The organism is Mycobacterium adipatum, from assembly GCF_001644575.1.
Classification (GTDB): Bacteria; Actinomycetota; Actinomycetes; order Mycobacteriales; family Mycobacteriaceae; genus Mycobacterium; species Mycobacterium adipatum.
The window spans coordinates 1506954-1528892 of sequence record NZ_CP015596.1; the positions used below are offsets into that span (position 1 = coordinate 1506954).

21 protein-coding genes are annotated in these 21939 nt (G+C 66.2%); 13 read left to right on the plus strand and 8 right to left on the minus strand.

Annotation, left to right across the window (positions count from 1 at the left end; translation table 11 throughout):
* The first annotated feature begins 43 nt into the window (after positions 1-43).
* The 3 genes from A7U43_RS07085 to A7U43_RS07095 all read left to right on the plus strand — a co-directional run bounded on the left by A7U43_RS07085 (position 44) and on the right by A7U43_RS07095 (position 3108).
* Positions 44-1075: an LLM class F420-dependent oxidoreductase gene (locus tag A7U43_RS07085; protein WP_067992775.1), complete on the plus strand. Its 1032-nt coding sequence runs from the start codon at positions 44-46 to the stop codon at positions 1073-1075.
* A 105-nt stretch (positions 1076-1180) separates the two neighbouring features.
* Positions 1181-1897, plus strand: a complete 717-nt coding sequence (locus A7U43_RS07090; protein WP_068002092.1) for an acetoacetate decarboxylase family protein — start codon at positions 1181-1183, stop codon at positions 1895-1897.
* Positions 1894-3108, plus strand: a complete 1215-nt coding sequence (locus A7U43_RS07095) for a cytochrome P450 (RefSeq protein ID WP_067992778.1) — start codon at positions 1894-1896, stop codon at positions 3106-3108. Before A7U43_RS07090 ends, A7U43_RS07095 begins: the two co-directional genes overlap by 4 nt.
* Here the strand turns inward: A7U43_RS07095 and A7U43_RS07100 are convergent.
* A complete protein-coding gene (locus tag A7U43_RS07100) occupies positions 3105-3590 on the minus strand; it encodes a MarR family winged helix-turn-helix transcriptional regulator (RefSeq protein ID WP_067992781.1) in 486 nt (161 codons plus the stop codon). The two genes, A7U43_RS07095 and A7U43_RS07100, sit on opposite strands and share 4 nt — an antisense overlap.
* Before the next feature lie 83 nt (positions 3591-3673).
* On the opposite strand from A7U43_RS07100, the gene A7U43_RS07105 reads away from it, so the two are divergent.
* Both A7U43_RS07105 and A7U43_RS07110 read left to right on the plus strand, forming a co-directional pair.
* Positions 3674-4270, plus strand: coding sequence for an FMN-dependent NADH-azoreductase (locus A7U43_RS07105; RefSeq protein ID WP_067992784.1), 597 nt, complete (start codon positions 3674-3676; stop codon positions 4268-4270).
* A gap of 89 nt (positions 4271-4359) precedes the next feature.
* Positions 4360-5694 (plus strand): MFS transporter, encoded by a 1335-nt coding sequence (locus tag A7U43_RS07110; protein WP_067992787.1) that lies wholly within the window; start codon positions 4360-4362, stop codon positions 5692-5694.
* 204 nt (positions 5695-5898) lie between these two features.
* On the opposite strand, the gene A7U43_RS07115 is transcribed toward A7U43_RS07110, so the two are convergent.
* A complete protein-coding gene (locus tag A7U43_RS07115) occupies positions 5899-6699 on the minus strand; it encodes a crotonase/enoyl-CoA hydratase family protein (RefSeq protein WP_067992788.1) in 801 nt (266 codons plus the stop codon).
* 68 nt (positions 6700-6767) lie between these two features.
* Between A7U43_RS07115 and A7U43_RS07120 the strand changes: the two genes are divergently transcribed.
* Complete coding sequence (locus A7U43_RS07120) at positions 6768-8429, plus strand: acyl-CoA synthetase (RefSeq protein WP_067992791.1); 1662 nt, start codon at positions 6768-6770, stop codon at positions 8427-8429.
* Positions 8429-9550 (plus strand): NAD(P)H-dependent flavin oxidoreductase, encoded by a 1122-nt coding sequence (locus A7U43_RS07125; RefSeq protein WP_067992793.1) that lies wholly within the window; start codon positions 8429-8431, stop codon positions 9548-9550. The genes A7U43_RS07120 and A7U43_RS07125 overlap by 1 nt, the downstream gene beginning before the upstream one ends.
* On the opposite strand, the gene A7U43_RS07130 is transcribed toward A7U43_RS07125, so the two are convergent.
* A complete protein-coding gene (locus A7U43_RS07130; protein ID WP_067992796.1) occupies positions 9547-11100 on the minus strand; it encodes a succinic semialdehyde dehydrogenase in 1554 nt (517 codons plus the stop codon). The two genes, A7U43_RS07125 and A7U43_RS07130, sit on opposite strands and share 4 nt — an antisense overlap.
* Before the next feature lie 95 nt (positions 11101-11195).
* On the opposite strand from A7U43_RS07130, the gene A7U43_RS07135 reads away from it, so the two are divergent.
* On the plus strand, positions 11196-11750 hold the full coding sequence (locus A7U43_RS07135; RefSeq protein ID WP_067992801.1) for a helix-turn-helix domain-containing protein: 555 nt from the start codon (positions 11196-11198) through the stop codon (positions 11748-11750).
* On the opposite strand, the gene A7U43_RS07140 is transcribed toward A7U43_RS07135, so the two are convergent.
* Positions 11736-12710 carry an NAD-dependent epimerase/dehydratase family protein gene (locus A7U43_RS07140; protein ID WP_067992804.1) on the minus strand — a complete coding sequence of 325 codons (975 nt, stop codon included), beginning with the start codon at positions 12708-12710 and terminating at the stop codon, positions 11736-11738. The genes A7U43_RS07135 and A7U43_RS07140 overlap by 15 nt on opposite strands.
* A gap of 28 nt (positions 12711-12738) precedes the next feature.
* On the opposite strand from A7U43_RS07140, the gene A7U43_RS07145 reads away from it, so the two are divergent.
* The gene (locus A7U43_RS07145) at positions 12739-13908 is read left to right on the plus strand and encodes an NADH:flavin oxidoreductase (RefSeq protein ID WP_067992807.1); all 1170 of its coding nucleotides are present in this window, start codon (positions 12739-12741) and stop codon (positions 13906-13908) included.
* Between the two features lie 70 nt (positions 13909-13978).
* Here the strand turns inward: A7U43_RS07145 and lpqN are convergent, their stop codons facing one another.
* The 4 genes from lpqN to A7U43_RS07165 form a co-directional block, all read right to left on the minus strand.
* Positions 13979-14710 (minus strand): envelope biogenesis lipoprotein LpqN, encoded by a 732-nt coding sequence (gene lpqN, locus A7U43_RS07150; RefSeq protein WP_068002094.1) that lies wholly within the window; start codon positions 14708-14710, stop codon positions 13979-13981.
* A 220-nt stretch (positions 14711-14930) separates the two neighbouring features.
* Positions 14931-16442, minus strand: a complete 1512-nt coding sequence (fadD17, locus tag A7U43_RS07155) for a long-chain-fatty-acid--CoA ligase FadD17 (RefSeq protein ID WP_067992810.1) — start codon at positions 16440-16442, stop codon at positions 14931-14933.
* Positions 16443-16445: 3 nt separating this feature from the next.
* Positions 16446-17543 (minus strand): acyl-CoA dehydrogenase family protein, encoded by a 1098-nt coding sequence (locus A7U43_RS07160; RefSeq protein ID WP_067992813.1) that lies wholly within the window; start codon positions 17541-17543, stop codon positions 16446-16448.
* A 9-nt stretch (positions 17544-17552) separates the two neighbouring features.
* Positions 17553-18737, minus strand: a complete 1185-nt coding sequence (locus A7U43_RS07165; RefSeq protein ID WP_067992816.1) for an acyl-CoA dehydrogenase family protein — start codon at positions 18735-18737, stop codon at positions 17553-17555.
* Between the two features lie 166 nt (positions 18738-18903).
* Between A7U43_RS07165 and A7U43_RS07170 the strand changes: the two genes are divergently transcribed.
* The 4 genes from A7U43_RS07170 to A7U43_RS07185 all read left to right on the plus strand — a co-directional run bounded on the left by A7U43_RS07170 (position 18904) and on the right by A7U43_RS07185 (position 21933).
* Positions 18904-19095 (plus strand): ferredoxin, encoded by a 192-nt coding sequence (locus A7U43_RS07170; protein ID WP_067992819.1) that lies wholly within the window; start codon positions 18904-18906, stop codon positions 19093-19095.
* A gap of 22 nt (positions 19096-19117) precedes the next feature.
* Positions 19118-20047: a 3-oxoacyl-ACP reductase gene (locus tag A7U43_RS07175; protein ID WP_197499975.1), complete on the plus strand. Its 930-nt coding sequence runs from the start codon at positions 19118-19120 to the stop codon at positions 20045-20047.
* A 276-nt stretch (positions 20048-20323) separates the two neighbouring features.
* Positions 20324-21088 (plus strand): MlaE family ABC transporter permease, encoded by a 765-nt coding sequence (locus A7U43_RS07180; RefSeq protein ID WP_068002107.1) that lies wholly within the window; start codon positions 20324-20326, stop codon positions 21086-21088.
* 2 nt (positions 21089-21090) lie between these two features.
* The gene (locus A7U43_RS07185) at positions 21091-21933 is read left to right on the plus strand and encodes an MlaE family ABC transporter permease (RefSeq protein WP_067992825.1); all 843 of its coding nucleotides are present in this window, start codon (positions 21091-21093) and stop codon (positions 21931-21933) included.
* Positions 21934-21939 lie beyond the last annotated feature (6 nt).

Below are 21939 nucleotides of genomic sequence, written 5' to 3' on the forward strand. Positions count from 1 at the left end.
GGTTCTAAGAATGGTTTCAACCATGCGTCGGAAGGTGAGCTAAATGAAGTTGGGTCTTCAGCTTGGTTACTGGGGCGCAAAGCCGCCGACCGACCATGCCGAACTGGTCGCCACGGCCGAAGCGGAGGGCTTCGACACGGTCTTCACCGCCGAGGCGTGGGGCTCGGATGCCTACACCCCGCTGGCCTGGTGGGGCCGCGAGACCACCCGGATGCGCCTGGGCACCTCGGTCATCCAACTCTCGGCGCGCACCCCGACCGCCTGTGCGATGGCCGCGCTGACCCTGGACCACCTCTCCGGTGGCCGGCACATCCTGGGGCTGGGCGTCTCCGGTCCTCAGGTGGTCGAGGGCTGGTACGGCGCCAAGTTCCCGAAGCCGCTGGCCCGCACCCGCGAGTACGTCGACATCCTGCGTCAGGTCTGGGCGCGCGAGGCGCCGGTGCGCAGCGACGGGCCGCACTACCCGCTGCCGCTGACCGGTGAGGGCACGACGGGGCTGGGCAAGAACCTCAAGCCGATCACCCACCCGCTGCGTGCCGACATCCCGGTGATGCTGGGTGCCGAGGGCCCCAAGAATGTGGCGCTGGCCGCCGAGATCGCCGACGGCTGGCTGCCGATCTTCTACTCACCGCGTATCGCGGGCATGTACAACGAGTGGCTCGACGAGGGTTTCGCCCGGCCCGGCGCGCGCCGTACCCGTGAGACCTTCGAGATCTGTGCGACCGCGCAGGTCGTCGTCACCGACGACCGCCCGGCCGTCATGGAGCTGATGAAGCCGCACCTGGCGCTCTACATGGGTGGGATGGGCGCCGAGGACACCAACTTCCACGCGGACGTGTACCGCCGGATGGGCTACGCCGAGGTCGTCGACGACGTCACGAAGCTGTTCCGGACCGACCGCAAGGACGAGGCGGCCAAGGTGATCCCCGACGAGCTCGTCGACGACTCGGCGATCGTCGGCAACCTCGACTACGTCAAGGAGCAGATCGTGGCATGGGAGGCGGCGGGCGTGACGATGATGGTCGTCGGTGCGCGCTCGAGCGAGCAGATCAAGGATCTCGCCGCGCTGGTGTAGCCCGCCGACTAGACACTTCCTTGCAAAGTGTCTAGTGCGAGCCCTACATTGGGGCGCGTGACCCACGCCACATCCCACTACGTGATCGCGGGTGAAACCGTGACCATGCCCGTGCAGATCCGACGGGCAACCCAGCACATGGCCATGTTCTCTGTCGACGCCGACGCCGCGCAGCGGATGATCGACTACAGCGGACTGCAGGTGTGCCGCTACCGGCCGCGCCGTGCCGTGGTGATCCTGATGTTGATGCACTACGTCGACGGGGACCTCGGGCCCTATCTGGAATACGGCACCAACGTGATGGTGAACCCGCCGGGATCCACGGCGTCGGGGCTGCGCGCCCTGGGCCAGGCCGCGGCGTTCATCCACCACCTGCCGGTGGACGGTGCGTTCACCATGGAGGCAGGCCGTCATATCTGGGGCTACCCGAAAGTCATGGCGGACTTCACGGTTCGATCCCCTGGTCGCTCCGCTCCTGCCCGCCGTTTCCGCGACGGCCAGAGCTTCGGCTTCGATGTCAGCGTCGACGGCCGGCACGCGGTGGGCATGGAGTTCAACAAAGGTCTCGCGGTGCCATCGGCGTTCACGTCGAAACCGCAGGTTCATCCGACCTACTCGCATCTGGACGGCGTCACCCGCGAAACGGCGGGACAGATGACGCTGTCGGGGGTGCGCTACCGGCCGGGCGGGGTCTCGGTGCGCCTCGGCGGGCACCCGATCGGACGGGAACTCGCCGCGCTCGGTTTGCCCAAACGGGCCCTGATCTCGAGTTCGGCCGAGAACGTACAGATGACATTCGGCGATGCCAAGGAGATTGCATGACTGGGGTTTTGACGGAGATGCGGCCCGATGTGGATCTGGCCGACGGCCGGTTCTACGCGGACGGCACGACCGCTCGCGAGGCCTATCGGTGGATGCGGGCCCACGAGCCGGTGTTCCGCGACCGCAACGGGCAGGCCGCCGCGGCCAGTCACGCCGCGGTGCTCGACGCCGAGCGCAATCCCGAGTTGTTCTCCAGCGCCGGGGGCATTCGTCCCGACCAGCCGGGCATGCCGTACATGATCGACATGGACGACCCATCACATCTGTTGCGCCGCAAGCTGGTCAACGCCGGGTTCACCCGTAAGCGGGTGATGGACAAGCTGCCGTCCATCGGCAACCTGTGCGACACCCTGATCGACGCGGTGTGTGAGAAGGGTGAATGCGATTTCGTTCGCGATATCGCCGCCCCGCTGCCGATGGCCGTCATCGGTGACATGCTCGGCGTGCTGCCCCAGGAACGTGACCTGCTGCTCAAGTGGTCCGACGATCTGGTGTGCGGGCTGAGCTCTCACGTCGACGAGGGCACCATCAAACTGTTGATGGACACCTTCGCCGCCTACACCGCGTTCACCATGGAGGTGATCGGCAAACGGCGTGCCGACCCGACCGACGACCTGTTCTCGATCCTGGTCAACTCCGAGGTCGAAGGATCCCGGATGAGTGACGACGAGATCGTCTTCGAGACTCTGCTGATCCTCATCGGCGGAGACGAAACGACTCGCCACACCCTCTCCGGTGGCACCGAACAGATTCTGCGACATCGTGATCAGTGGAATCAGCTCACCGCCGATCCGGAGAAGCTGCCGATGGCCGTCGAGGAGATGTTGCGCTGGACCTCGCCGGTGAAGAACATGTGCCGCACCCTCACCGCGGACACCGACTTCCACGGCGCCCAGTTGCGCAAGGACGAGAAGATCATGCTGATGTTCGAGGCAGCGAACTTCGACGAGGAGGTGTTCGGTGATCCCGAGAACTTCCGGATCGATCGAAACCCGAACAACCACGTCGCTTTCGGCTTCGGCACGCACTTCTGCATGGGTAATCAGCTGGCGCGCCTGGAGCTGAAGATCATGCTGACCAAGGTCTTGCAGCGGCTGCCGGATCTGCGGCTGGCCGACGAGAACAAGCTGGGGCTGCGGCCCGCCAACTTCGTCAGTGGGCTGGAATCCATGCCGGTGGTGTTCACCCCGACGAAACCGGTTCGGGCTTAACAGCTCTCGTCGGCGGCACCGGCGCAGCTCGCGGCCGATGCGCCGTGCGTTCCCCCCGTGGCCGACGCGGCGCGCTGCAGCAGTCCGTACAGCGCCGCCTGTTCCTCGCTGTCCATGGCCGCGAACAGTCGATGCTCCAGGCGGGCCAGGGCGGTTTCGATCTCGGCGAGCCGCTGTCCGCCTGCCGGCGTCAGCACGACGGTGTGGCGCCTACGGTCCTCGGGGGACCGCCGGCGCTCGATCAGCCCGGTCGATTCGAGCTCGTTGAGCAGAGCCACCACATTGGTCGGATCGATGCCCAGGCTCGCGGCGAGTGCGGCCTGACTGTGTTCGCCGAAATCGCGCAACAGGGTCAGCCCGATGACGTGGCGGGGACGCAGATCGAACGCGGCGAGTTCGGCCTCCGCGGCGCCGCGCAAGCGACGGGCGAGCAGATCCAGCAGCGGGCCTATCAGCTGGTCGTGCGCCAAACCGTCGCTCACCCGGGCAAGAGTACGGGAATACACGGATCGATCCCGTGGTATAGATAGTTTGTATTACACAAACGATCTGCAAGGAGTCAGTTATGCCGCACCTGCTTCATATCGACTCGTCGGTCCAGGAGGACCGTTCGGTCAGTCGTCGTCTCACCGCCCGCGCCGCCGATCGCTGGCGGGCCGCCCACCCCGGCGGAACGGTGACCTACCGTGATCTGGCGGCGGATCCGTTGCCGCACCTGGACCCCGGCCAGTCGGCGCCGCTCAGTGCCGAACTCGTCGACGAGATCAAGACAGCCGACACGGTCCTGCTGGGATTGCCGCTCTACAACTACGGGCCGCCGAGCACGGTCAAGGCCTGGGTCGATCATGTCCTCGTGGACGGACTGTCCGTCGACTTCGCCACCGGGCAAGGCCTCCTCGCGAGCACCGAGCTGGTGGCGATCGAGACCCGCGGCGGCGGCTACGGCCCCGGCACGCCGCGCGCAGGTTGGGACCACGCACAGGGCTGGCTGGCGCACGCCTTGTCCATGACCGGATTGGAGTCCCGCTTCATCGTCGTGGAATTCACGCTGGCCGACACGAATCCGGCGATGTCCGAGCTCAAGGGGCTGGCGGCGCAGAGTCTCGCCGACGGTCAGGCTCAGATCGACCTGCTGTGGGAGGCCCGGGTGGTCGCCGTCTAGGGCCTCTTGTGTGAGGACTTTGCAAGAAAACCGGGCGACGTGGCGCGAAGGGTTCCCGCCGGGGGCATCCCATCGCCCATGATGAGGCGATGACCACAGCGACACCGACGTCGACGCCGGCGCAGACCCGCCGGGCCATCTGGAACACCATCAGGGGGTCGTCGGGCAACCTCGTCGAGTGGTACGACGTCTACATCTACACGGTGTTCGCGTCGTACTTCGAGGGGCAGTTCTTCGATGAATCGGAGAAGAACTCGACGATCTATGTGTACGCGATCTTCGCCGTCACGTTCCTGATGCGACCGGTCGGCTCATGGTTCTTCGGCCGATTCGCCGACCGGCGGGGCCGGCGCGCGGCGCTGACGTTCAGTGTCTCCCTGATGGCGGCCTGCTCGATGGTCATCGCGCTGGTGCCGTCGCAGGCGACCATCGGCATTGCCGCACCGATCGTCCTGATCCTCGCGCGGCTGGTACAGGGCTTCGCGACCGGCGGCGAGTACGGCACCTCGGCCACCTACATGTCCGAGGCGGCGACCCGCGAGCGCCGCGGCTTCTTCTCGTCGTTCCAGTACGTGACGCTGGTGGGCGGGCACGTGCTGGCACAGTTCACCCTGCTCGTCCTGGACGCCCTGCTCACCGACGAGCAGCTGCGCGAATTCGGTTGGCGCATCGGCTTTGCCATCGGTGGTGTGGCCGCCGTCGTGGTGTTCTGGTTGCGCCGCTCGATGGACGAGTCACTGTCGGAGGAACAGCTGGCGGCCATCCGGTCCGGCGAGGACACCGACGCCGGCTCGATCCGGGCGCTGTTCACCCGCTACTGGAAGCCGCTGCTGCTGTGCTTCCTGATCACCCTCGGTGGCACCGTGGCGTTCTACACCTACAGCGTCAACGCCCCGGCGATGGTCAAGGCCACCTACAAGGACCAGGCGATGACCGCGACGTGGATCAACCTGATCGGGCTGATCTTCCTGATGCTCCTGCAGCCCATCGGCGGCATCCTCAGCGACCGGGTGGGCCGCAAACCGCTGCTGGTGTTCTTCGGCATCGGCGGTGTCCTCTACACCTACGTGCTGATCACCTATCTGCCGCAGACCCAGTCACCGGTCGTGTCGCTGCTGCTGGTCGGCGTCGGCTACATCATCCTGACCGGCTACACCTCGATCAACGCCCTGGTGAAATCGGAGCTGTTCCCGGTGCGCGTGCGCGCACTCGGCGTGGGAGTCGGTTACGCGCTGGCCAATTCGATGTTCGGTGGCACCGCGCCGCTGATCTACCAGGCGCTCAAGGCGCGCGATCAGGTGCCGCTGTTCATCGGATACGTCACGGTGTGCATCGCGATATCACTGGTGGTGTACCTGTTCTTCCTCAAGAACAAGTCCGACACGTACCTCGATCGCGAGCAGGGATCCGCGTTCCTGCGGTGACACGTGAGTCCGGGCAATCCAATCTGCGGCGGATCTACCTGGGTTCAGCCTCGTACGGTGTTGTGCGTCCAGGCTGAGGCCAGGTAGGCAGATCGGCTCCGAGGTCTACCGGAGTTCAGCCTGGTGCAGCTTTGCCCATCCAGACTGAATCGACGTAGGTGGATCGGCTCCTGCGCCGCTGCACCTGGGTTAGGTGCGCCGCCGCTACTTCATCTGGAAGTTGGGCGGCCGCTTCTCGGCGAACGCCCGCGGACCTTCCTTGGCGTCCTCGCTGAGGAACACCGGGATGCCGTTGGCGGTATCGGGCTTGAAGGCGTCGAGCTCGTGCATGCCCTCGGTGTCGCGGATGGTCTTGAGAATCGCCTGCACGGCCAGCGGGCCGTTGTTGTTGATCACCTCGGCGATCTCCAGCGCCTTGTCCAGTGCCGTCCCATCCGGCACCACATGCCCGATCAGGCCGTACTCGAGGGCCTGGGCCGCGGTGATGTGCCGACCGGTGAGCAGCATGTCGCAGGCGATGGTGTACGGAATCTGGCGCACCAGGCGCACCGCGGAGCCGCCCATCGGGTACAGGCTCCACTTGGCCTCGGAGATGCCGAACTTGGCGCTCTCACCGGCGACCCGGATATCGGTGCCCTGCAGGATCTCGGTGCCGCCCGCAATGGCGGGTCCTTCGACCGCGGCGATGAGCGGCTTGGTGAGACGACGGCCCTTCAGCAGACCGTCGATCCGTGAGGGGTCGTAGCTACCGTCCTTGAAGGAATCGCCCGGCGGCTTCTTGGTGGCGCCCTTGAGGTCCATCCCCGCGCAGAAGTAGCCGCCGGCGCCGGTCAGGATGCAGGTCCGGATCTCCGGGTCGCTGTCGACACGGTCCCAGGCCTCGACCATGATCGAGAGCATCTCGGTGGACAGCGCGTTGCGCGCCTCCGGCCGGTTCAAGGTCACGATCAGCGTGTGTCCACGCTGCTCGATGAGGGCGTCGGGGGTTCCGTTTGCTTCGCTCATGGGCGTCCGCCTCCTTGCGTTCGTGACCCGGACTTGTCTCGAAATGTAACACGTTCTAGTTTAGGGACATGGCCCTGAACATCGCCGATCTCGCCGAGCACTCAATCGACGCCGTCCCGGACCGCGTCGCCCTCATCTGTGGTGACGAACAACTGACCTACGGACAGTTGGAGGAGAAGGCCAATCGCCTGGCCCACTACCTCCAGGATCAGGGTGTCAAGAAGGACGACAAGGTCGGCCTGTATTGCCGCAACCGGATCGAGATCGTGATCGGGATGCTCGGCATCGTCAAGGCCGGCGCCATCCTGGTCAACGTCAACTTCCGCTATGTCGAAGGCGAGCTGAAGTACCTCTTCGAGAACTCCGACATGGTCGCGCTGATCCACGAGCGCCGCTACGCCGATCGGGTCGACAACGTGTTGCCCGAGACGCCGAAGGTCAAGACCGTACTCGTGGTCGAAGACGGATCCGACGACGACTTCCAGCGGTACGGCGGAGTCGAGTTCGAGAGCGCGCTGTCCCAAGGATCACCGGAACGCGATTTCGCGCCCCGCAGCGAGGACGACATCTACCTGCTCTACACCGGCGGCACCACCGGGTTCCCCAAGGGCGTGATGTGGCGTCATGAGGACATCTACCGAGTGCTGTTCGGCGGCACCGACTTCGCCACCGGCGAGCCCATCGCCGACGAGTACGACCTGTCCAAGCAGGCCGCAGCCAACGCGCCGATGGTTCGGCTGCCCATCCCGCCGATGATCCACGGTGCCACCCAGTCGGCCACCTGGATGGCACTGTTCTCCGGTCAGACCGTGGTGCTGACACCGGAGTTCGACGCCGATCAGGTGTGGCGTCTCATTCACGACCACAAGGTCAACCTGCTGTTCTTCACCGGCGACGCGATGGCGCGCCCGCTTCTCGATGCCCTGATCGCGCATCAGGAGGAGGGCTCGGCTGGATCCGAACCTTATGATCTGTCGTCGCTGTTCCTGCTCGCCAGCACCGCGGCGCTGTTCTCCACCAGTCTCAAGGAGAAGTTCCTCGAGCTGCTGCCCAACCGCGTCATCACCGACTCCATCGGTTCGTCGGAAACCGGTTTCGGCGGCACCAGCATCGTGGCCAAGGGCCAGTCGCACACCGGCGGCCCGCGGGTCACCATCGACAAGAACACCAAGGTGCTCGACGAGGACGGTAACGAGGTCGTGCCCGGTTCGGGTGTGCGCGGCATCATCGCCAAGTGCGGCCACATCCCGGTCGGCTACTTCAAGGACGAGAAGAAGACCGCCGAGACGTTCCGCACGTACAACGGTGTGCGGTACGCGATTCCGGGTGACTACGCCGAAGTCGAAGCCGACGGCAGCGTGACGATGCTGGGCCGCGGCTCGGTGTCGATCAACAGCGGCGGCGAGAAGATCTATCCCGAAGAGGTCGAGGCCGCGCTCAAAGGCCATCCCGACGTGTTCGACGCACTGGTCGTCGGCGTGCCCGACGAACGATTCGGCCAGCACGTCGCTGCCGTGGTGCAGGCGCGTGCGGGCTCACGGCCCTCGCTGGCTGAGCTGGACGCCCATGTGCGCACCGAGATCGCGGGATACAAAGTGCCACGGAGCCTTTGGCTGGTCGACGAGGTGAAGCGCTCACCCGCGGGCAAACCGGACTACCGGTGGGCCAAGGACACCACTGAGGAACGCCCGGCCGATGATGTGCACGCCAACCATGTGGGAGCCAAGTAATGCGGACAGAGCTGTGTGAGCGGTTCGGGATCGAGTACCCGATCTTTGTCTTCACCCCGTCGGAGAAGGTGGCCGCCGCGGTCAGCAAGGCCGGCGGGCTCGGCGTGCTGGGCTGCGTGCGGTTCAACGATGCCGACGACCTGGAGAACGTCCTGCAGTGGATGGACGCCAACACCGACGGCAAGCCCTACGGCGTCGACATCGTGATGCCCGCCAAGGTGCCCACCGAAGGCACCAGCCTCGACATCAACAAGCTGATCCCGGAGACCCACCGCGATTTCGTGGCCAAGACGCTCGCCGATCTGGGGGTGCCCCCGCTGCCCGAGGACGGGGAAAAGTCCGAGGGCGTGCTCGGCTGGCTGCACTCGGTGGCCCGCAGCCACGTCGATGTGGCCCTCAAGCATCCGATCAAGCTGATCGCCAATGCGCTCGGCTCGCCGCCCAAGGATGTCATCGATCAGGCGCATGCCGCCGGGGTACCGGTGGCCGCGCTGGCCGGCAGCGCCAAACACGCACTGCGCCATGCCGAGAACGGTGTCGACATCGTCGTCGCCCAGGGTCACGAGGCCGGCGGCCACACCGGTGAGATCGGATCGATGGTGCTGTGGCCCGAGATCGTCGATGCGCTCGACGGTAGGGCCCCGGTGCTCGCGGCCGGTGGTATCGGTACCGGACGACAGGTCGCCGCGGCGCTGGCCCTCGGCGCGCAGGGTGTGTGGATGGGTTCGGCCTTCCTGACCTCCGCCGAGTACGACCTCGGCGTGCGGCAGGCCTCGGGGGTGTCGACCATTCAGCAGGCGATGCTCGATGCCACCTCCAGTGACACCGTGCGCCGCAAGATCTACACCGGCAAGCCGGCCCGGCTGCTCAAGAGCCGCTGGACCGACGCCTGGGATGCCGAAAACGCACCCGACCCACTGCCGATGCCGCTGCAGAACATCCTGGTCAGCGAGGCCCATCAGCGGATGAACGAGTCTTCGGATCCGACCGCCGTCGCGATGCCCGTCGGTCAGATCGTGGGCCGGATGAACGAGATCCGCCCCGTCGCCGACATCATCGGGGAACTGGTCAGCGGATTCGAAGAGGCCACCAAGCGGCTCGACGGGATTGCCGGCAGCTAGCGCCCGGGCAGCTTCTGCACCAGCTGGATCATCGGGGTCAGTGCCTTCTGCCACAACGTCTGCGAGATCCCCAGCGGGGCATCGAGGTTGATCACCCGCGCGGTGGACACGGTCTGCGATTCGGTGTACTTCAGGATGCCGTCCGCGCCGTGCCTGCGCCCGACACCGGAGGCCTTCATCCCACCCATCGGTGCGGCGGTACTGCCGAAGGCCAGAGCGTAACCCTCGTCGACGTTGACGGTGCCGGCCTGCAGTCGCGCGGCGATGGCCTCACCCTCGGCCTTGCTGCCCGCCCACACACTGGCATTCAAACCGTATTCGGTGTCGTTGGCTCGCGCGATGGCCTCCTCGACGTCGGCCACCGGGTAGATCGAGACCAGCGGACCGAAGGTCTCGTTGCGCCCGCACTCCATCTCGTCGGTGACATCGGTGAGCACGGTCGGCTCGTAGAACAACGGTCCCAGGTCGGGTCGAGCATTGCCACCGGCAACCACCTTGGCGCCCTTGACCTTTGCGTCGTCCACGTGATTGGACATGGTCTTGACCTGGTCCTCGGACATCAGGCTGCCCATATCGGCGGTGAAGTCGTATGCGGTGGAGAGCCGCATGTCACGCACCCGCTGCCCGAACTTGGCGGTGAACTCGTCGGCGACCTCGCGTTCGACGTAGATGCGTTCGATGGAGATGCACAGCTGACCGGCATTGGAGAAGCAGGCCCGGGTGGCAGCCTTGGCGGCCACGTCGATGTTGGCGCCCTTGGTGACGATCATCGGGTTCTTGCCGCCCAGTTCGGCGGAGAACCCGATGAGCCGGCGGCCGCACTGCTCGGCCAGGGTGCGGCCGGTCGCGGTGGATCCGGTGAACATCAGATAGTCGCAGTGCTCCACGATGGCGGTGCCGACCACCGATCCCGGGCCGGGTACCACGGCGAACACCTCGCGCGGAATGCCTGCGGCATAGAGCAACTCGGCGTTGGCCAGGGTGCAGTACGGAGTCTGGCTGTCGGGTTTGACCACCACCGCATTGCCGGCCAGTAGTGCCGGGATGGAATCGGAGATCGACAGCGCCATCGGGTAGTTCCACGGCGCGATGACGCCGATGACGCCCTTGGGCCAGTGGTTGACCACGGTCTTGACCAGTCCGGGCAGCAGACCCTGAACGCGCTTGGGTGACAGCAGTCTGTTCGCCTCGCGCGCGTAGTAACGCGCGTTGAGCATCATGTCGAGAATCTCTTCCTGAGCGGCCGCACGCGCCTTGCCGGTCTCGGCCTGCGCCACGTCCATCAGGAAGTCACGGTGCTCGATCACCAGGCTGCGGAACCGCTCCATGATGGCGGCGCGCTCGCGGGCCGGGCGGGCGGCCCAGGCGGCCTGCGCCGTGCGCGCCTTCGCGAACGCGGCGGCGACGTCCTCGGCGGTGCCGACCGGAATGGTGGTGAGTTCCTTGCCGGTGAACACCTCGTAGACCTGCCGGGTCTGGCGGGCGTCGATGTCCTCGATGGCGCACAACGCCCGGAGGCGGGCGAAATCGGCGGCGGACGGAGCGGGCATGGCAACTCTCCCTACTGGTGAGTAACTTGCTGGTGCCGCCCAACATACCTGGTACCGGCGGTTCCGGCCAAGGCTCATGCGGTTGAATCTGGGGCATGACCGGACGGCCACGGGACGCCTCGATCGACGACCGCGTGCTGGCCGTCACCCGGGACCTGCTGGTCGAGGTCGGATGGGACGAACTGAGTGTCCGACTGGTGGCCGGCCGCGCCGGGGTCGGGCGATCGAGCCTGAACCGGCGCTGGTCCTCCAAGGCTGAGCTGGTCCTGCACGCCATCCTCGGCGAGGCCCCCGACATGTCTCCGTTCACCGGCACCGACCTCACGGGGTGGATCGACTGGGTCGTGCGCGGCAGTCACCTGCTGTTCGGTCGTCCCGACGTCAAGGAGGCCGTTCCCGGCCTGCTGCTGGCGCTGCGGGAGAACGGCGAGATGCGTGAGCAGTTGTGGGCCGGTTTCAGTGGGCCGGCGATCGAGTTGTTCGCGGTGCAGGGCTACGGCACCGAGGTGGATGCCCGGGCGGCACTGGCCATGGCGGCGGGGGCGGCGTTGTTCGTCACCACCGTCGCCGTCGATGACGACGCGCCGGTGCTGCAGGACCGACTGGTGCAGATGCTGTGCACCGCACTGGGTGCCTCACCGCCCGAATGACGCGATGATCGCCTGCTGCGGTGAACGCCAGCCGGTCAGGCCGAGATCGGTGAGCGTGCACGCATCGTCGGTCGGGGTGGCCGCGGTCAGGAGCATCGCCGCCTCGTGGCTCAGGCCGTCCCCGAGCGGCACCACCCGGGCGCACTTGTCGGCCATCCAGCCGATGCCTCGAAAGAGTCTCGGTGACAGGGGTATTCGCCGGATCGGCCGGCCGGATCCGCGTTCGAGTGCGTCGATCATGGCGTCGAACGTGAGCATCACCCCGCCGCACACATAACGCCTCGGTCCGCACCCGGCGCGCATCAGCGCCGCGTGTACGTCGGCGACATCGCGGACGTCGATCATCTGCATTCCACCCGCCATCCGGGGTGCGGCACCAGCGCGCACCATCGGGGCCCAACCGCGTTCGGTCACTCCGGCGGCGGTCCAGAATGGCGGGCCGACAACGCTGGACGGGTAGGTGACGACCACCGGCGCGCCCCGCTGCTGCAGGCGTCGCGCGGCCCGGTCCGCGTACGCCTTGGTCTGGGCGTACGGGCTGCGCCCGGGTGCCGGGGGAGTGTCGGCCGTGATCACGCCATCCGGTGGTGGGAAGAGTGCGCTGTAACTGCTCACCGAGACGATCGGATCCAGACCGGCCTCGGCGGCGCGCGTCAGCACCGCCTCGGTGGCGTGGGCGTTGACCTCCCACATCAGGGCTTCGCGCCGGCGGTCGGTGCCGACCACCCCGGCGGCGTGGATGAGGGCATCGCAGCAGTCCAGCAGGCGGTCGACGGTCTCGGATGCCCGGATGTCGCCGTCGAGGACGTCCACCTCGCCGAGTGCGGCAAGTCGGGGGATCACCGCGTCGCCGGCGCAGCCCGGGGCGACGAGCAGCCGAATCTCATGCCCGGCCGCCAGTAGTCGGCGGGCGGTGTGGGCACCCAGATAGCCGGTACCCCCGGTGATGGCGACGCGCATGCAGACCTCCTGCTATATTTCGATGCCAATGGTATCGAAAGCATTCACGACGGGGACGTTGGGTCCGCTGACGCTGAAGAACAGGTTCATCAAGGCCGCGACCTTCGAGGGAGTGATGACCGGCGGTCGAGTCGGCGACGCGCTGATCGACTTCCACGCCGGAGTCGCACGCGGTGGCGCCGCGATGACCACCGTCGCGTATCTGGCCATCTCACCCGGCGGCCGGGTGCACCGCGACACCATTGTGCTCGGCGCCGATTCCGTGGCCGGGCTGCGGCGACTGACCGATGTGGTGCACGCCGAAGGCGCCCTGGCCTGTGCCCAGATAGGGCATGCCGGCCTGGTCGCCAACACGCTGTCCAACCGCACCCCGTCGCTCGCTCCGAGCAGCAGGTTCAGCGCTCCGGCGATGGGTCGCGTCAAGGCGGCCACCGCCGCCCAACTCGATGCCGTGGTGGAAGAGTTCGGCGTCGCGGCCCGCCATGCGGTCGAGTCCGGGTTCGATGCCATCGAGATCCACATGGGCCACGGCTATCTGATCAGCTCGTTCTTCAGCCCGAACCTCAACCGCCGCACCGACGACTTCGGTGGGAACACCATCCGACGCGCCGAACTGGCCCGTCGGGTGGCCGAGCGGGTCCGGCGCGCGGTGGGCGAAACCGTCGCCGTCACAGCGAAATTCAACATGGATGATGGTGTGCGCCAAGGCTTCTGGCTGACCGAGAGCATGGCCACGGCTCACCTCCTGCAGGCCGACGGACACCTCGACGCGCTACAACTCACCGGGGGCAGTTCACTTCTCAACCCGATGTACTACTTCCGCGGCCCGGTCCCGATGTCGGAATTCATCGCCTCGCAGCCGGTGCCGGTCGGGCTGGGGCTGCGCGTCATCGGCAGGCGGCTGTTCCGTGAGTACCCGTTCGAGGAAGCCTTCTTCCTGCCGCTGGCCCGGCAGTTCCGCGAGACTCTCGATATGCCGCTGATCCTGCTGGGCGGGGTCAATGAGTTGGACACCGTGCACGGCGCACTGGCGGAGGGTTTCGAGTTCGTGGCCATGGCCCGTGCGTTGCTGCGCGATCCCGGACTGGTCAACAGGTTCCGTGACGAGACCGCGACCGCGGGCCTGTGTGTGCACTGCATGAAATGCATGCCGACGGTGTACAGCGGTACGCGGTGCGTCATCCGCACTCCGGGGTGATTTACGAATGGGCGATGCCGGCGCCGCGGTCGAGCTGCGGTGCCGGCATCGTCCAACGATCGGGAAGGGGCTACGGCGTGATGGTGGTCTCCGAATCGATGACATCGGTTGCCGCGCTGACGATGTCGCCCTGGTCCTCGGTGCCGTCCGCGTTGAGCTGCAGTACGTAGAGGCCGTCGGCGCCGGGGATCACGACGGTCTTCTGCGCCACGATCTTGGTCAGGCCGTCGGACACCCACGTGCCACCGAGCTGGAAAGCCGGGTACTCGCCGAGGGTGCTGACTGCGCCTGCGTTCCAGCCCTCGTATTCCGGCAGGTTCTGCAGCTCGCCGCCGGCCAGGTCGATGATCTTCTGCGGGTCGACGTTGCCGGTCAGCTTCGACACCAGCGCGACGATGCTGGGGGTGTACTCGGCCGCCTCGGGGCCGGTGTAGACGATTGCGCCATAAGCCCATTCGGGGGTGTCGGCACCGGCGTCCTCCCAGCCTTCGGGGAACGGCAGGTCGATGGTCGGCGAGCCCGGGTCGCCACGCTTGACCGGTGTCTCCTGGATGCCGTTCGCCTGGATGTAGCTGGCGATCGTCTCATTCGGGCCGCTTGCCCCGGTCACCTCGTCGCGCGGGGCGACCTTGGGTTTCGTTGTCTTCGGCGCGGATTCGCTCGTCGACGCCTCGGAGGATTCCGCCGCGGCGCTGGTCTCGGCGGATCCCTCGGTGGTCTTGGTATCCGAGCCGCAGCCCGACAGGATCAAGCCCAGCGTGGTGGCTATCGCCGCAACACCGGCAATTGCAGATGTCTTCATCATGAACCCCTTGTTGTGAAAGTCTCATTCATGGCAAACACTTGCCATGCTCATTCTGCTCGGAAGCGTAGCCCAGAAATTGCCGTCACATGGTAAGTAGAAGTACTCAAAAATTGCGCCAAGATATGCATCGACCGCGACAGCAAATTCTCTTACGATATTTTGCCCGGCCCAGCATGACGACGATGCGCGGGTGATCGCGACATCGTCGCGATCCGGTTCACGTCCGTGCGATCCGGTGCACCGGGTCCGCGCATTCGGTTGCCTCGGCGGACAGCACCCGCTTGAGCACCTTGAAGGTCTCGGTGCGGGGCAGCTCGGTAGCCACCCGGACGAATGACGGCCACTGCTTGGGTCCCAGATCCGGCTGGTCCGCCAGGAACACCCGGAAAGCCTCGACATCGAAGGTCGCGCCGTCGCCGAGTACCACCGCGGCCATCACCCGGTCACCGACGGCCGGGTCCGGGATCGGGTATACGGCAGCCTCGACGATTGCACGGTGGCGCAACAGGATCCGCTCGATCGGAGCAGTCCCCAGGTTCTCGCCGTCCACCCGCATCCAATCGCCGAGCCGCCCGGCGAAGTAGATGTAGCCGGATTCGTCGCGGTAGGCCAGGTCCCCGGTGTGATAGACACCGCCGGCCATCCGGTCGGACTCGGCATCGGGGCAGTTGTAGTAGCCGCGGAACCATCCCGCGCCGGTCGGGTTGACCAGTTCACCGACCACACCGGGTGCGCATGGCTGTCCGGTCTCGACATCGACGATCGCCACCTCGTCGGTCAGCGGTCCCAGCGAACCTTCGGGCGTGTCCGGGGTACGCGCAATCGCCACACCGCCTTCGGTGGAGCCGAAGCCGTCGACCACCCGCACGCCGAAACGCTCGGCGAAACGGGGTAGATCACGCGGCGCACCCTCGTTGCCGTACAGGAACTTCAGCGGATTGTCGGCATCATCGGGACGCTCGGGGGTGGCCAGGATGTAGGAGAGCGGTTTGCCGACGTAATTGGCGTAGGTGGCACCGTAGCGGCGTACGTCGGGGATGAACTGGGATGCGGAGAATTTGCGACGCAGCGCAATCGAGGCGCCGGCGGCGACCGCCACCGACCAGCCGGCCATGATCGCGTTGGAGTGGAACAGCGGCATGGACAGATAACAGGTGTCCTCGGAGCCCAGCCCGAACCGCTCAGCGAGCATCCTTCCGGGGAAAGCGACCTTGTCATGGGTCACCCGCACCGCCTTGGGATCACCGCTGGTGCCCGAGGTGAAGATCAGCATGAAAAGGTCGTCGCCGGAAAGGTCGGCAAAGGTCACCGGTGCGCCGGCATGTCCGGCGAGTTCAGCTTTCCACGAGGGTGATTCGACGTCGATGAAGTCGACCCCGGGCGGGACCACGCTCGGATCGTCGGTGAGGACGAGCTGGCAATCGGCTCTGACGATATCGGAGGCCAGTGCCGCGCCGCGCCGGGTCGGGTTCAGCCCCACCGGGACCAGGCCCCGCAGGCCGGCCGCCACCAACAGCGTGGAGAAGAACGTGGTGTTGCCGAGCAGCGCGCCGATGTGCGGGGGCCGGGACGGATCCATCTGCGCACCGAGAGCCGCTGCCAGCTGGGCGCCGGACGCGATGTGGTCCTGCCAGCTGCTGAACGAATCACCCTCGTACACACCACGATCGGTGATGCTGATCAGTGGCTCCAGCAGTTCGGTGACGGTGGGTCCGCTGTGTTCTGTCACCGGCTATACGGGTGTGTCGGCCAGCTCACGGCCGATCCGCAGCAACTGGCCGGTCGCCCCGCCGATCGCGAACTCGGTCTGCTTGGCGGCCAAGAAGTACCGGTGGATCGGGTGATCCATATCGATGCCGACACCGCCGTGCACGTGCACCGCGGTATGGGCGACGCGGTGGCCGGCGTCGGCCGCCCAGAACGCGGCGCTGGCCACGTCGAGTTCGGCCGGCAGATCCTCGGACAACCGCCATGCGGCCTGGGTGAGTGTCGAGCGCAGCGCCTTGACGTCGATATAGCCGTCGGCCAGGCGCGCCGAGACAGCCTGGAAGCTGCCGATCGGCCGGTCGAACTGCTCGCGTTCACGGGCGTACAACGCGGTCAGTTCCAGCGCGCGTTCCAGCACGCCGAGCTGGAACGCGGTGCGGCCCAGCGCTGCCTGGACGGTGAGCCACTCGAGCACCTCGGCATCGCCGATGACGCGTGCGGTGTCGACGGTCGTGCCGCCGAGTTCCAGGTGGCCGACCGCGCCGTGTCCGGTGGTGTCCAGCGTGCTCAGTGTGACGCCGGGATCATCGGTGGTCACCAGGAAGACCAAGGTGGCGGTGTCGGTCTCGGCGGGCACCAGGAACGCGTCGGCCACCGGGCCGTAGGCCACCTGGGTGCGTGACCCGGTGAGCCGGTAACCTGCACCGTCTTGCTGGGCCTGAACCGGGCCCTGGCCCATCTCGCCATCGAGGGCGACCGTGAGAATCTTGGTGCCGGCGACGGCGGGCGCCGCCCAATCCTGCTGAACTGCCTCGGATCCGAACTTCGCCAGCGCGCCTGCGGCGAGCACTGCCGATTCCAGGTAGGGGACCGCGGCCAGCTGGCGTCCCAGCGCGGTCAGCACGGCCGCCTGCTCCAGTACACCGAATCCGCCGCCGCCCAGGGATTCCGGGGCTGCGGTGGACAGGATGTCGGCCTCGATCAGCTTGGCCCACAGGTCGCGGTCGAAACGCTGGTCGAGTCCGTCGAGCACCCGCTGGTGCTCGGGGGTGACCACCGATTCGGTGATGGTGCGCACGAGTCCGCCGAGATCGACGGAGGCTTCGGTTGGTGTGAAGTCCATGTCTGTTCCTTAACGGTTCACTCGGGGCAGGCCGAGTGCGACCATGCCGATGATGTCGCGCTGGATCTCGTTGGTGCCGCCGCCGAAGGTCAGGATCAGGCAGGAGCGGTGCATGCGCTCGATCCGCCCACGCAGCAGCGCACCGGGTGATCCGGTCCGCAGCGTCGCCGAGGTGCCCAGCACCTCCATCAGCAGGCGGTAGGCCTCGGTCGCGAGTTCGGTGCCGAACACCTTGGCAGCGGACGCGTCGGCCGGAGACGGCGCATTGTCCGCGGAGGCGGACGCGAGTTCCCAGTTGATGAGCTTGAGCACCTCGGCCTTGGCGTGCACCCGGGCAAGGTTGAGCTGGACCCATTCGGAGTCGATCAGTCGCTTGCCGTGCACGTCCTTGGTGTTCTGCGCCCACTCGCGAACGCCGTTGAGGGCGACGAAGATCGGCTGCGAGGACACCAGCGCGACACGCTCGTGGTTGAGCTGGTTGGTGACCAGTTTCCAGCCGGCGTTCTCCTCGCCGACCAGGGCGCTGGTCGGGACCCGGACGTCCTGGTAGTAGGTGGCGCTGGTGTCGACACCGGACATGGTGTGCACCGGGGTCCAGGAGAAACCCTCGGCGGTGGTCGGCACGATCAGCATCGAGATGCCGCGGTGCTTCTTGGCTTCCGGGTTGGTCCGCACCGCCAGCCACACGTAATCGGCGTAGGCGATCAGGCTGGTCCACATCTTCTGGCCGTTGATGACGTACTCGTCACCGCTGCGTACCGCGGTGGTGCGCAGCGACGCGAGGTCGGTGCCCGCGCCGGGCTCGGAGTATCCGATGGAGAAATGCAACTGGCCGGCCGCGATCTTGGGCAGAAAGAACTGCTTCTGCTCCTCGGTGCCGAAATGCATGATGGTCGGCGCGACCGAGTTGATGGTCAGGAACGGCACCGGCACATTGGCGATCGAGGCCTCGTCGTTGAAGATCAGGCCGTCCATCGGCGGACGGGCCTGGCCGCCGTACTCCGTGGGCCAGGACAGCGTCAGCCAGCCGTCCTTGCCCATCTGCTCGACGGTCTCGCGGTAGACGTTGCCGCGGCCCATCTCGCCGTCGCTGGCGCCCAGCGCTTCGGCCCGCTCCGGAGTCATCAGTTTCTGGAAGTAGGACCGCAGTTCGCGGCGCAACTCCTCCTGCTCGGCGGTATAACCGATCCGCATGGGGACGTCCTCACTGTTCGGGGTTCGTTGCCGGTAGCACCGACGGGCACATGGTGGTACCCGTCCATCTGTCTCGTTGTAACACGTTCTAGTCTTGCGGTCCAGGGCGGTATTGTCGGACAGCACAGGGACAGCCCACCCTGACCCGGAGTGCGAGGAGGTTGTCATGCACGTAGAAGTCGATCGGGATCGCTGCGAAGGTAATGCGGTGTGTCTCGGTATCGCCCCCGACCTGTTTGATCTCGATGACGATGACTATGCGGTGGTGAAGGTCGACCCGGTACCCGCCGACCAGGAGGACCTGGCCGAGCAGTCCATCGCAGAATGCCCACGGGCAGCCCTGATCCGAAAAGACTAAAGAGACTAGAGGTATTCGTACAGTGGCTTCAGACACCGCAACGAATGAAAACCCGATCGACCTGTCCGGGAAGGTCGCCGTCGTCACCGGCGCGGCCGCAGGCCTGGGCCGGGCCGAGGCGATCGGCCTGGCCCGCGCCGGGGCGACCGTCGTGGTCAACGACATGGCCGGTGCGCTCGACAAGTCCGATGTGCTCGCCGAGATCGAGGCGGCGGGGTCCAAGGGCGTGGCGGTGGCAGGCGATATCAGCGCCCGCAGCACCGCCGACGAACTGGTCGAGACAGCGGACCGTTTGGGCGGCCTGGGCATCGTGGTCAACAATGCCGGCATCACCCGGGACCGCATGCTGTTCAACATGTCCGACGAGGACTGGGATGCGGTGATCGCCGTGCATCTGCGCGGTCACTTCCTGTTGACCCGCAATGCCGCGACGTACTGGAAGGCCAAGGCCAAGGAGTCCGCCACCGGCCAGGTGTGCGGCCGGATCATCAACACGTCGTCGGAGGCCGGTATCGCTGGGCCGGTGGGGCAGGCCAACTACGGCGCCGCCAAGGCCGGGATCACCGCGCTGACGCTGTCGGCCGCCCGTGGCTTGAGTCGGTATGGCGTGCGTGCCAATGCGATCGCGCCGCGCGCACGCACCGCGATGACCGCCGATGTGTTCGGCGAGGCGCCCGAACTCGGCGACGGTCAGGTCGACGCCCTGTCACCGGAACACGTCGTCACGCTGGTGAGCTACCTGGCGTCGGCGGCCTCGGACCGTGTGAACGGCCAGCTGTTCATCGTGTACGGCCCGACGGTGACCTTGGTGGCCGCACCGGTGGCCGCGCAGCGGTTCGACGCAGGCGGCGACGCCTGGGACCCGGCGGCGCTGAGCGCAACGCTGGGCGATTTCTTTGCTAAGAGGGATCCGGAAATCGGGTTCTCTGCCACTGAACTCATGGGTTCTTGAATTCGGAGAATTCCATATCCACCCGCTCTGGGGCGGATAGAACACGTTCTAGAATGATATCGATCATACTGGCTGTGACCTGCAAAAACGCTAGATTTCCACGAAGATTGCGGTTCTTTGACACTGTGAACGTGTTCTAGTTACTATGAGCCCGCTCACTAAGCGCAGCGTGCACATCAGGGGTGGAAACACCGCCAGAGCGAACAGAATCCGGCTATTGTCGGGTACTTCGCCAGTGTGGGACGACGGCAGCCCCGTTCGAGAATGGAGTCGAGGTTGATCGAACAGCTTGCGGCGCCGGCGCGGGCCGTGGGTGGGTTCGTAGAAATGACCATCGACACCTTCGTGAAGATGTTCCGAAGGCCATTCCAGTTCCGCGAATTTCTCGATCAGACCTGGATGATCGCGCGGGTGTCGTTGGTGCCTACGCTCCTGGTGTCCATCCCGTTCACGGTCCTGGTCGCCTTCACCCTCAACATCCTTCTTCGTGAGATCGGCGCGGCCGACCTGTCCGGCGCAGGCACCGCCTTCGGCACCATCACCCAGCTGGGGCCCGTGGTGACCGTGCTGGTGGTCGCCGGCGCCGGTGCCACCGCGATCTGTGCCGATCTCGGTGCCCGCACCATCCGCGAAGAGATCGACGCCATGCGGGTGCTGGGTATCGATCCGATCCAACGCCTCGTGGTGCCCCGCGTACTGGCCTCGACCGTGGTGGCGGTACTGCTCAACGGGCTGGTGTGTGCCATCGGCCTGGCCGGCGGCTATGTGTTCTCGGTCTTCCTGCAGGGCGTGAACCCGGGCGCTTTCATCAACGGGCTCACCATCCTGACCGGACTCGGCGAACTCGTACTCGCCATGTTCAAGGCCCTGCTGTTCGGACTGTTGGCCGGCCTGGTCGGCTGCTACCGCGGCCTCACCGTGCAGGGCGGGCCCAAGGGTGTCGGTATCGCGGTGAACGAGACCGTCGTCTACGCCTTCATCTGCCTGTTCGTGGTCAATGTCATCCTGACCGCCGTCGGCGTCCGAGTGCTGGAGCGGTAGACATGAGCTACGACGCGACACTGCGGTTCCGGCGCTTCTTCAGCGGCGTGCCCCGCGCGGTGGACAACATCGGTGAGCAGGCGCTGTTCTACGGCGAGTCGATGCGGTACATCCCCAACGCGCTCACCCGCTACCGCAAGGAGACCATCCGGCTGGTCGCCGAGATGACCATGGGTACCGGCGCACTGGTCATGATCGGTGGAACGGTCGGTGTCGCGGCATTCCTCACGCTGGCCTCCGGTGGCGTGATCGCCGTGCAGGGTTACTCCTCGCTGGGCAATATCGGCATCGAGGCACTGACCGGCTTCCTCTCGGCCTTTCTCAACGTGCGCATCATCGCCCCGGTGATCGCCGGGATCGCACTGGCTGCCACCATCGGCGCCGGCACCACGGCACAGCTGGGTGCCATGCGGGTCGCCGAGGAGATCGACGCCGTGGAAGCCATGGCGGTGCACGCGGTTTCGTATCTGGTGTCGACCCGGATCATCGCCGGACTGATCGCCATCGTCCCGCTGTACTCGTTGTCGGTGCTCGCCGCGTTCTTCGCCGCCCGCTTCACCACCGTGTACATCAACGGCCAGAGTGCGGGGCTGTACGACCACTACTTCAACACGTTCCTGATACCGAGTGACCTGTTGTGGTCGTTCCTGCAGGCCATCGTCATGTCGGTCGCCGTCATGCTGGTGCACACCTACTACGGCTACAACGCCTCCGGCGGCCCCGTCGGCGTGGGCATCGCGGTCGGCCAGGCCGTGCGCACCTCGCTGATCGTCGTCGTCACCATCACCCTGTTCATCTCACTCGCCGTGTACGGCGCGTCCGGCAACTTCAACCTCTCCGGGTAGGCAAGC

Coding starts and splice junctions, on each gene's coding strand:
- A7U43_RS07110 (WP_067992787.1), top strand. CDS start 4,360: ATGACCACAGCGACACCGACGTCGACGCCGGCGCAGACCCGCCGGGCC.
- A7U43_RS07095 (WP_067992778.1), top strand. CDS start 1,894: ATGACTGGGGTTTTGACGGAGATGCGGCCCGATGTGGATCTGGCCGAC.
- A7U43_RS07140 (WP_067992804.1), bottom strand. CDS start 12,710: ATGCGCGTCGCCATCACCGGGGGTACCGGCTATCTGGGTGCCCACACC.
- A7U43_RS07090 (WP_068002092.1), top strand. CDS start 1,181: ATGCCCGTGCAGATCCGACGGGCAACCCAGCACATGGCCATGTTCTCT.
- A7U43_RS07105 (WP_067992784.1), top strand. CDS start 3,674: ATGCCGCACCTGCTTCATATCGACTCGTCGGTCCAGGAGGACCGTTCG.
- A7U43_RS07135 (WP_067992801.1), top strand. CDS start 11,196: ATGACCGGACGGCCACGGGACGCCTCGATCGACGACCGCGTGCTGGCC.
- A7U43_RS07145 (WP_067992807.1), top strand. CDS start 12,739: ATGGTATCGAAAGCATTCACGACGGGGACGTTGGGTCCGCTGACGCTG.
- A7U43_RS07165 (WP_067992816.1), bottom strand. CDS start 18,737: ATGCGGATCGGTTATACCGCCGAGCAGGAGGAGTTGCGCCGCGAACTG.
- A7U43_RS07125 (WP_067992793.1), top strand. CDS start 8,429: ATGCGGACAGAGCTGTGTGAGCGGTTCGGGATCGAGTACCCGATCTTT.
- lpqN (WP_068002094.1), bottom strand. CDS start 14,710: ATGAAGACATCTGCAATTGCCGGTGTTGCGGCGATAGCCACCACGCTG.
- A7U43_RS07085 (WP_067992775.1), top strand. CDS start 44: ATGAAGTTGGGTCTTCAGCTTGGTTACTGGGGCGCAAAGCCGCCGACC.
- A7U43_RS07130 (WP_067992796.1), bottom strand. CDS start 11,100: ATGCCCGCTCCGTCCGCCGCCGATTTCGCCCGCCTCCGGGCGTTGTGC.
- A7U43_RS07120 (WP_067992791.1), top strand. CDS start 6,768: ATGGCCCTGAACATCGCCGATCTCGCCGAGCACTCAATCGACGCCGTC.
- A7U43_RS07170 (WP_067992819.1), top strand. CDS start 18,904: ATGCACGTAGAAGTCGATCGGGATCGCTGCGAAGGTAATGCGGTGTGT.
- A7U43_RS07160 (WP_067992813.1), bottom strand. CDS start 17,543: ATGGACTTCACACCAACCGAAGCCTCCGTCGATCTCGGCGGACTCGTG.
- A7U43_RS07185 (WP_067992825.1), top strand. CDS start 21,091: ATGAGCTACGACGCGACACTGCGGTTCCGGCGCTTCTTCAGCGGCGTG.
- A7U43_RS07115 (WP_067992788.1), bottom strand. CDS start 6,699: ATGAGCGAAGCAAACGGAACCCCCGACGCCCTCATCGAGCAGCGTGGA.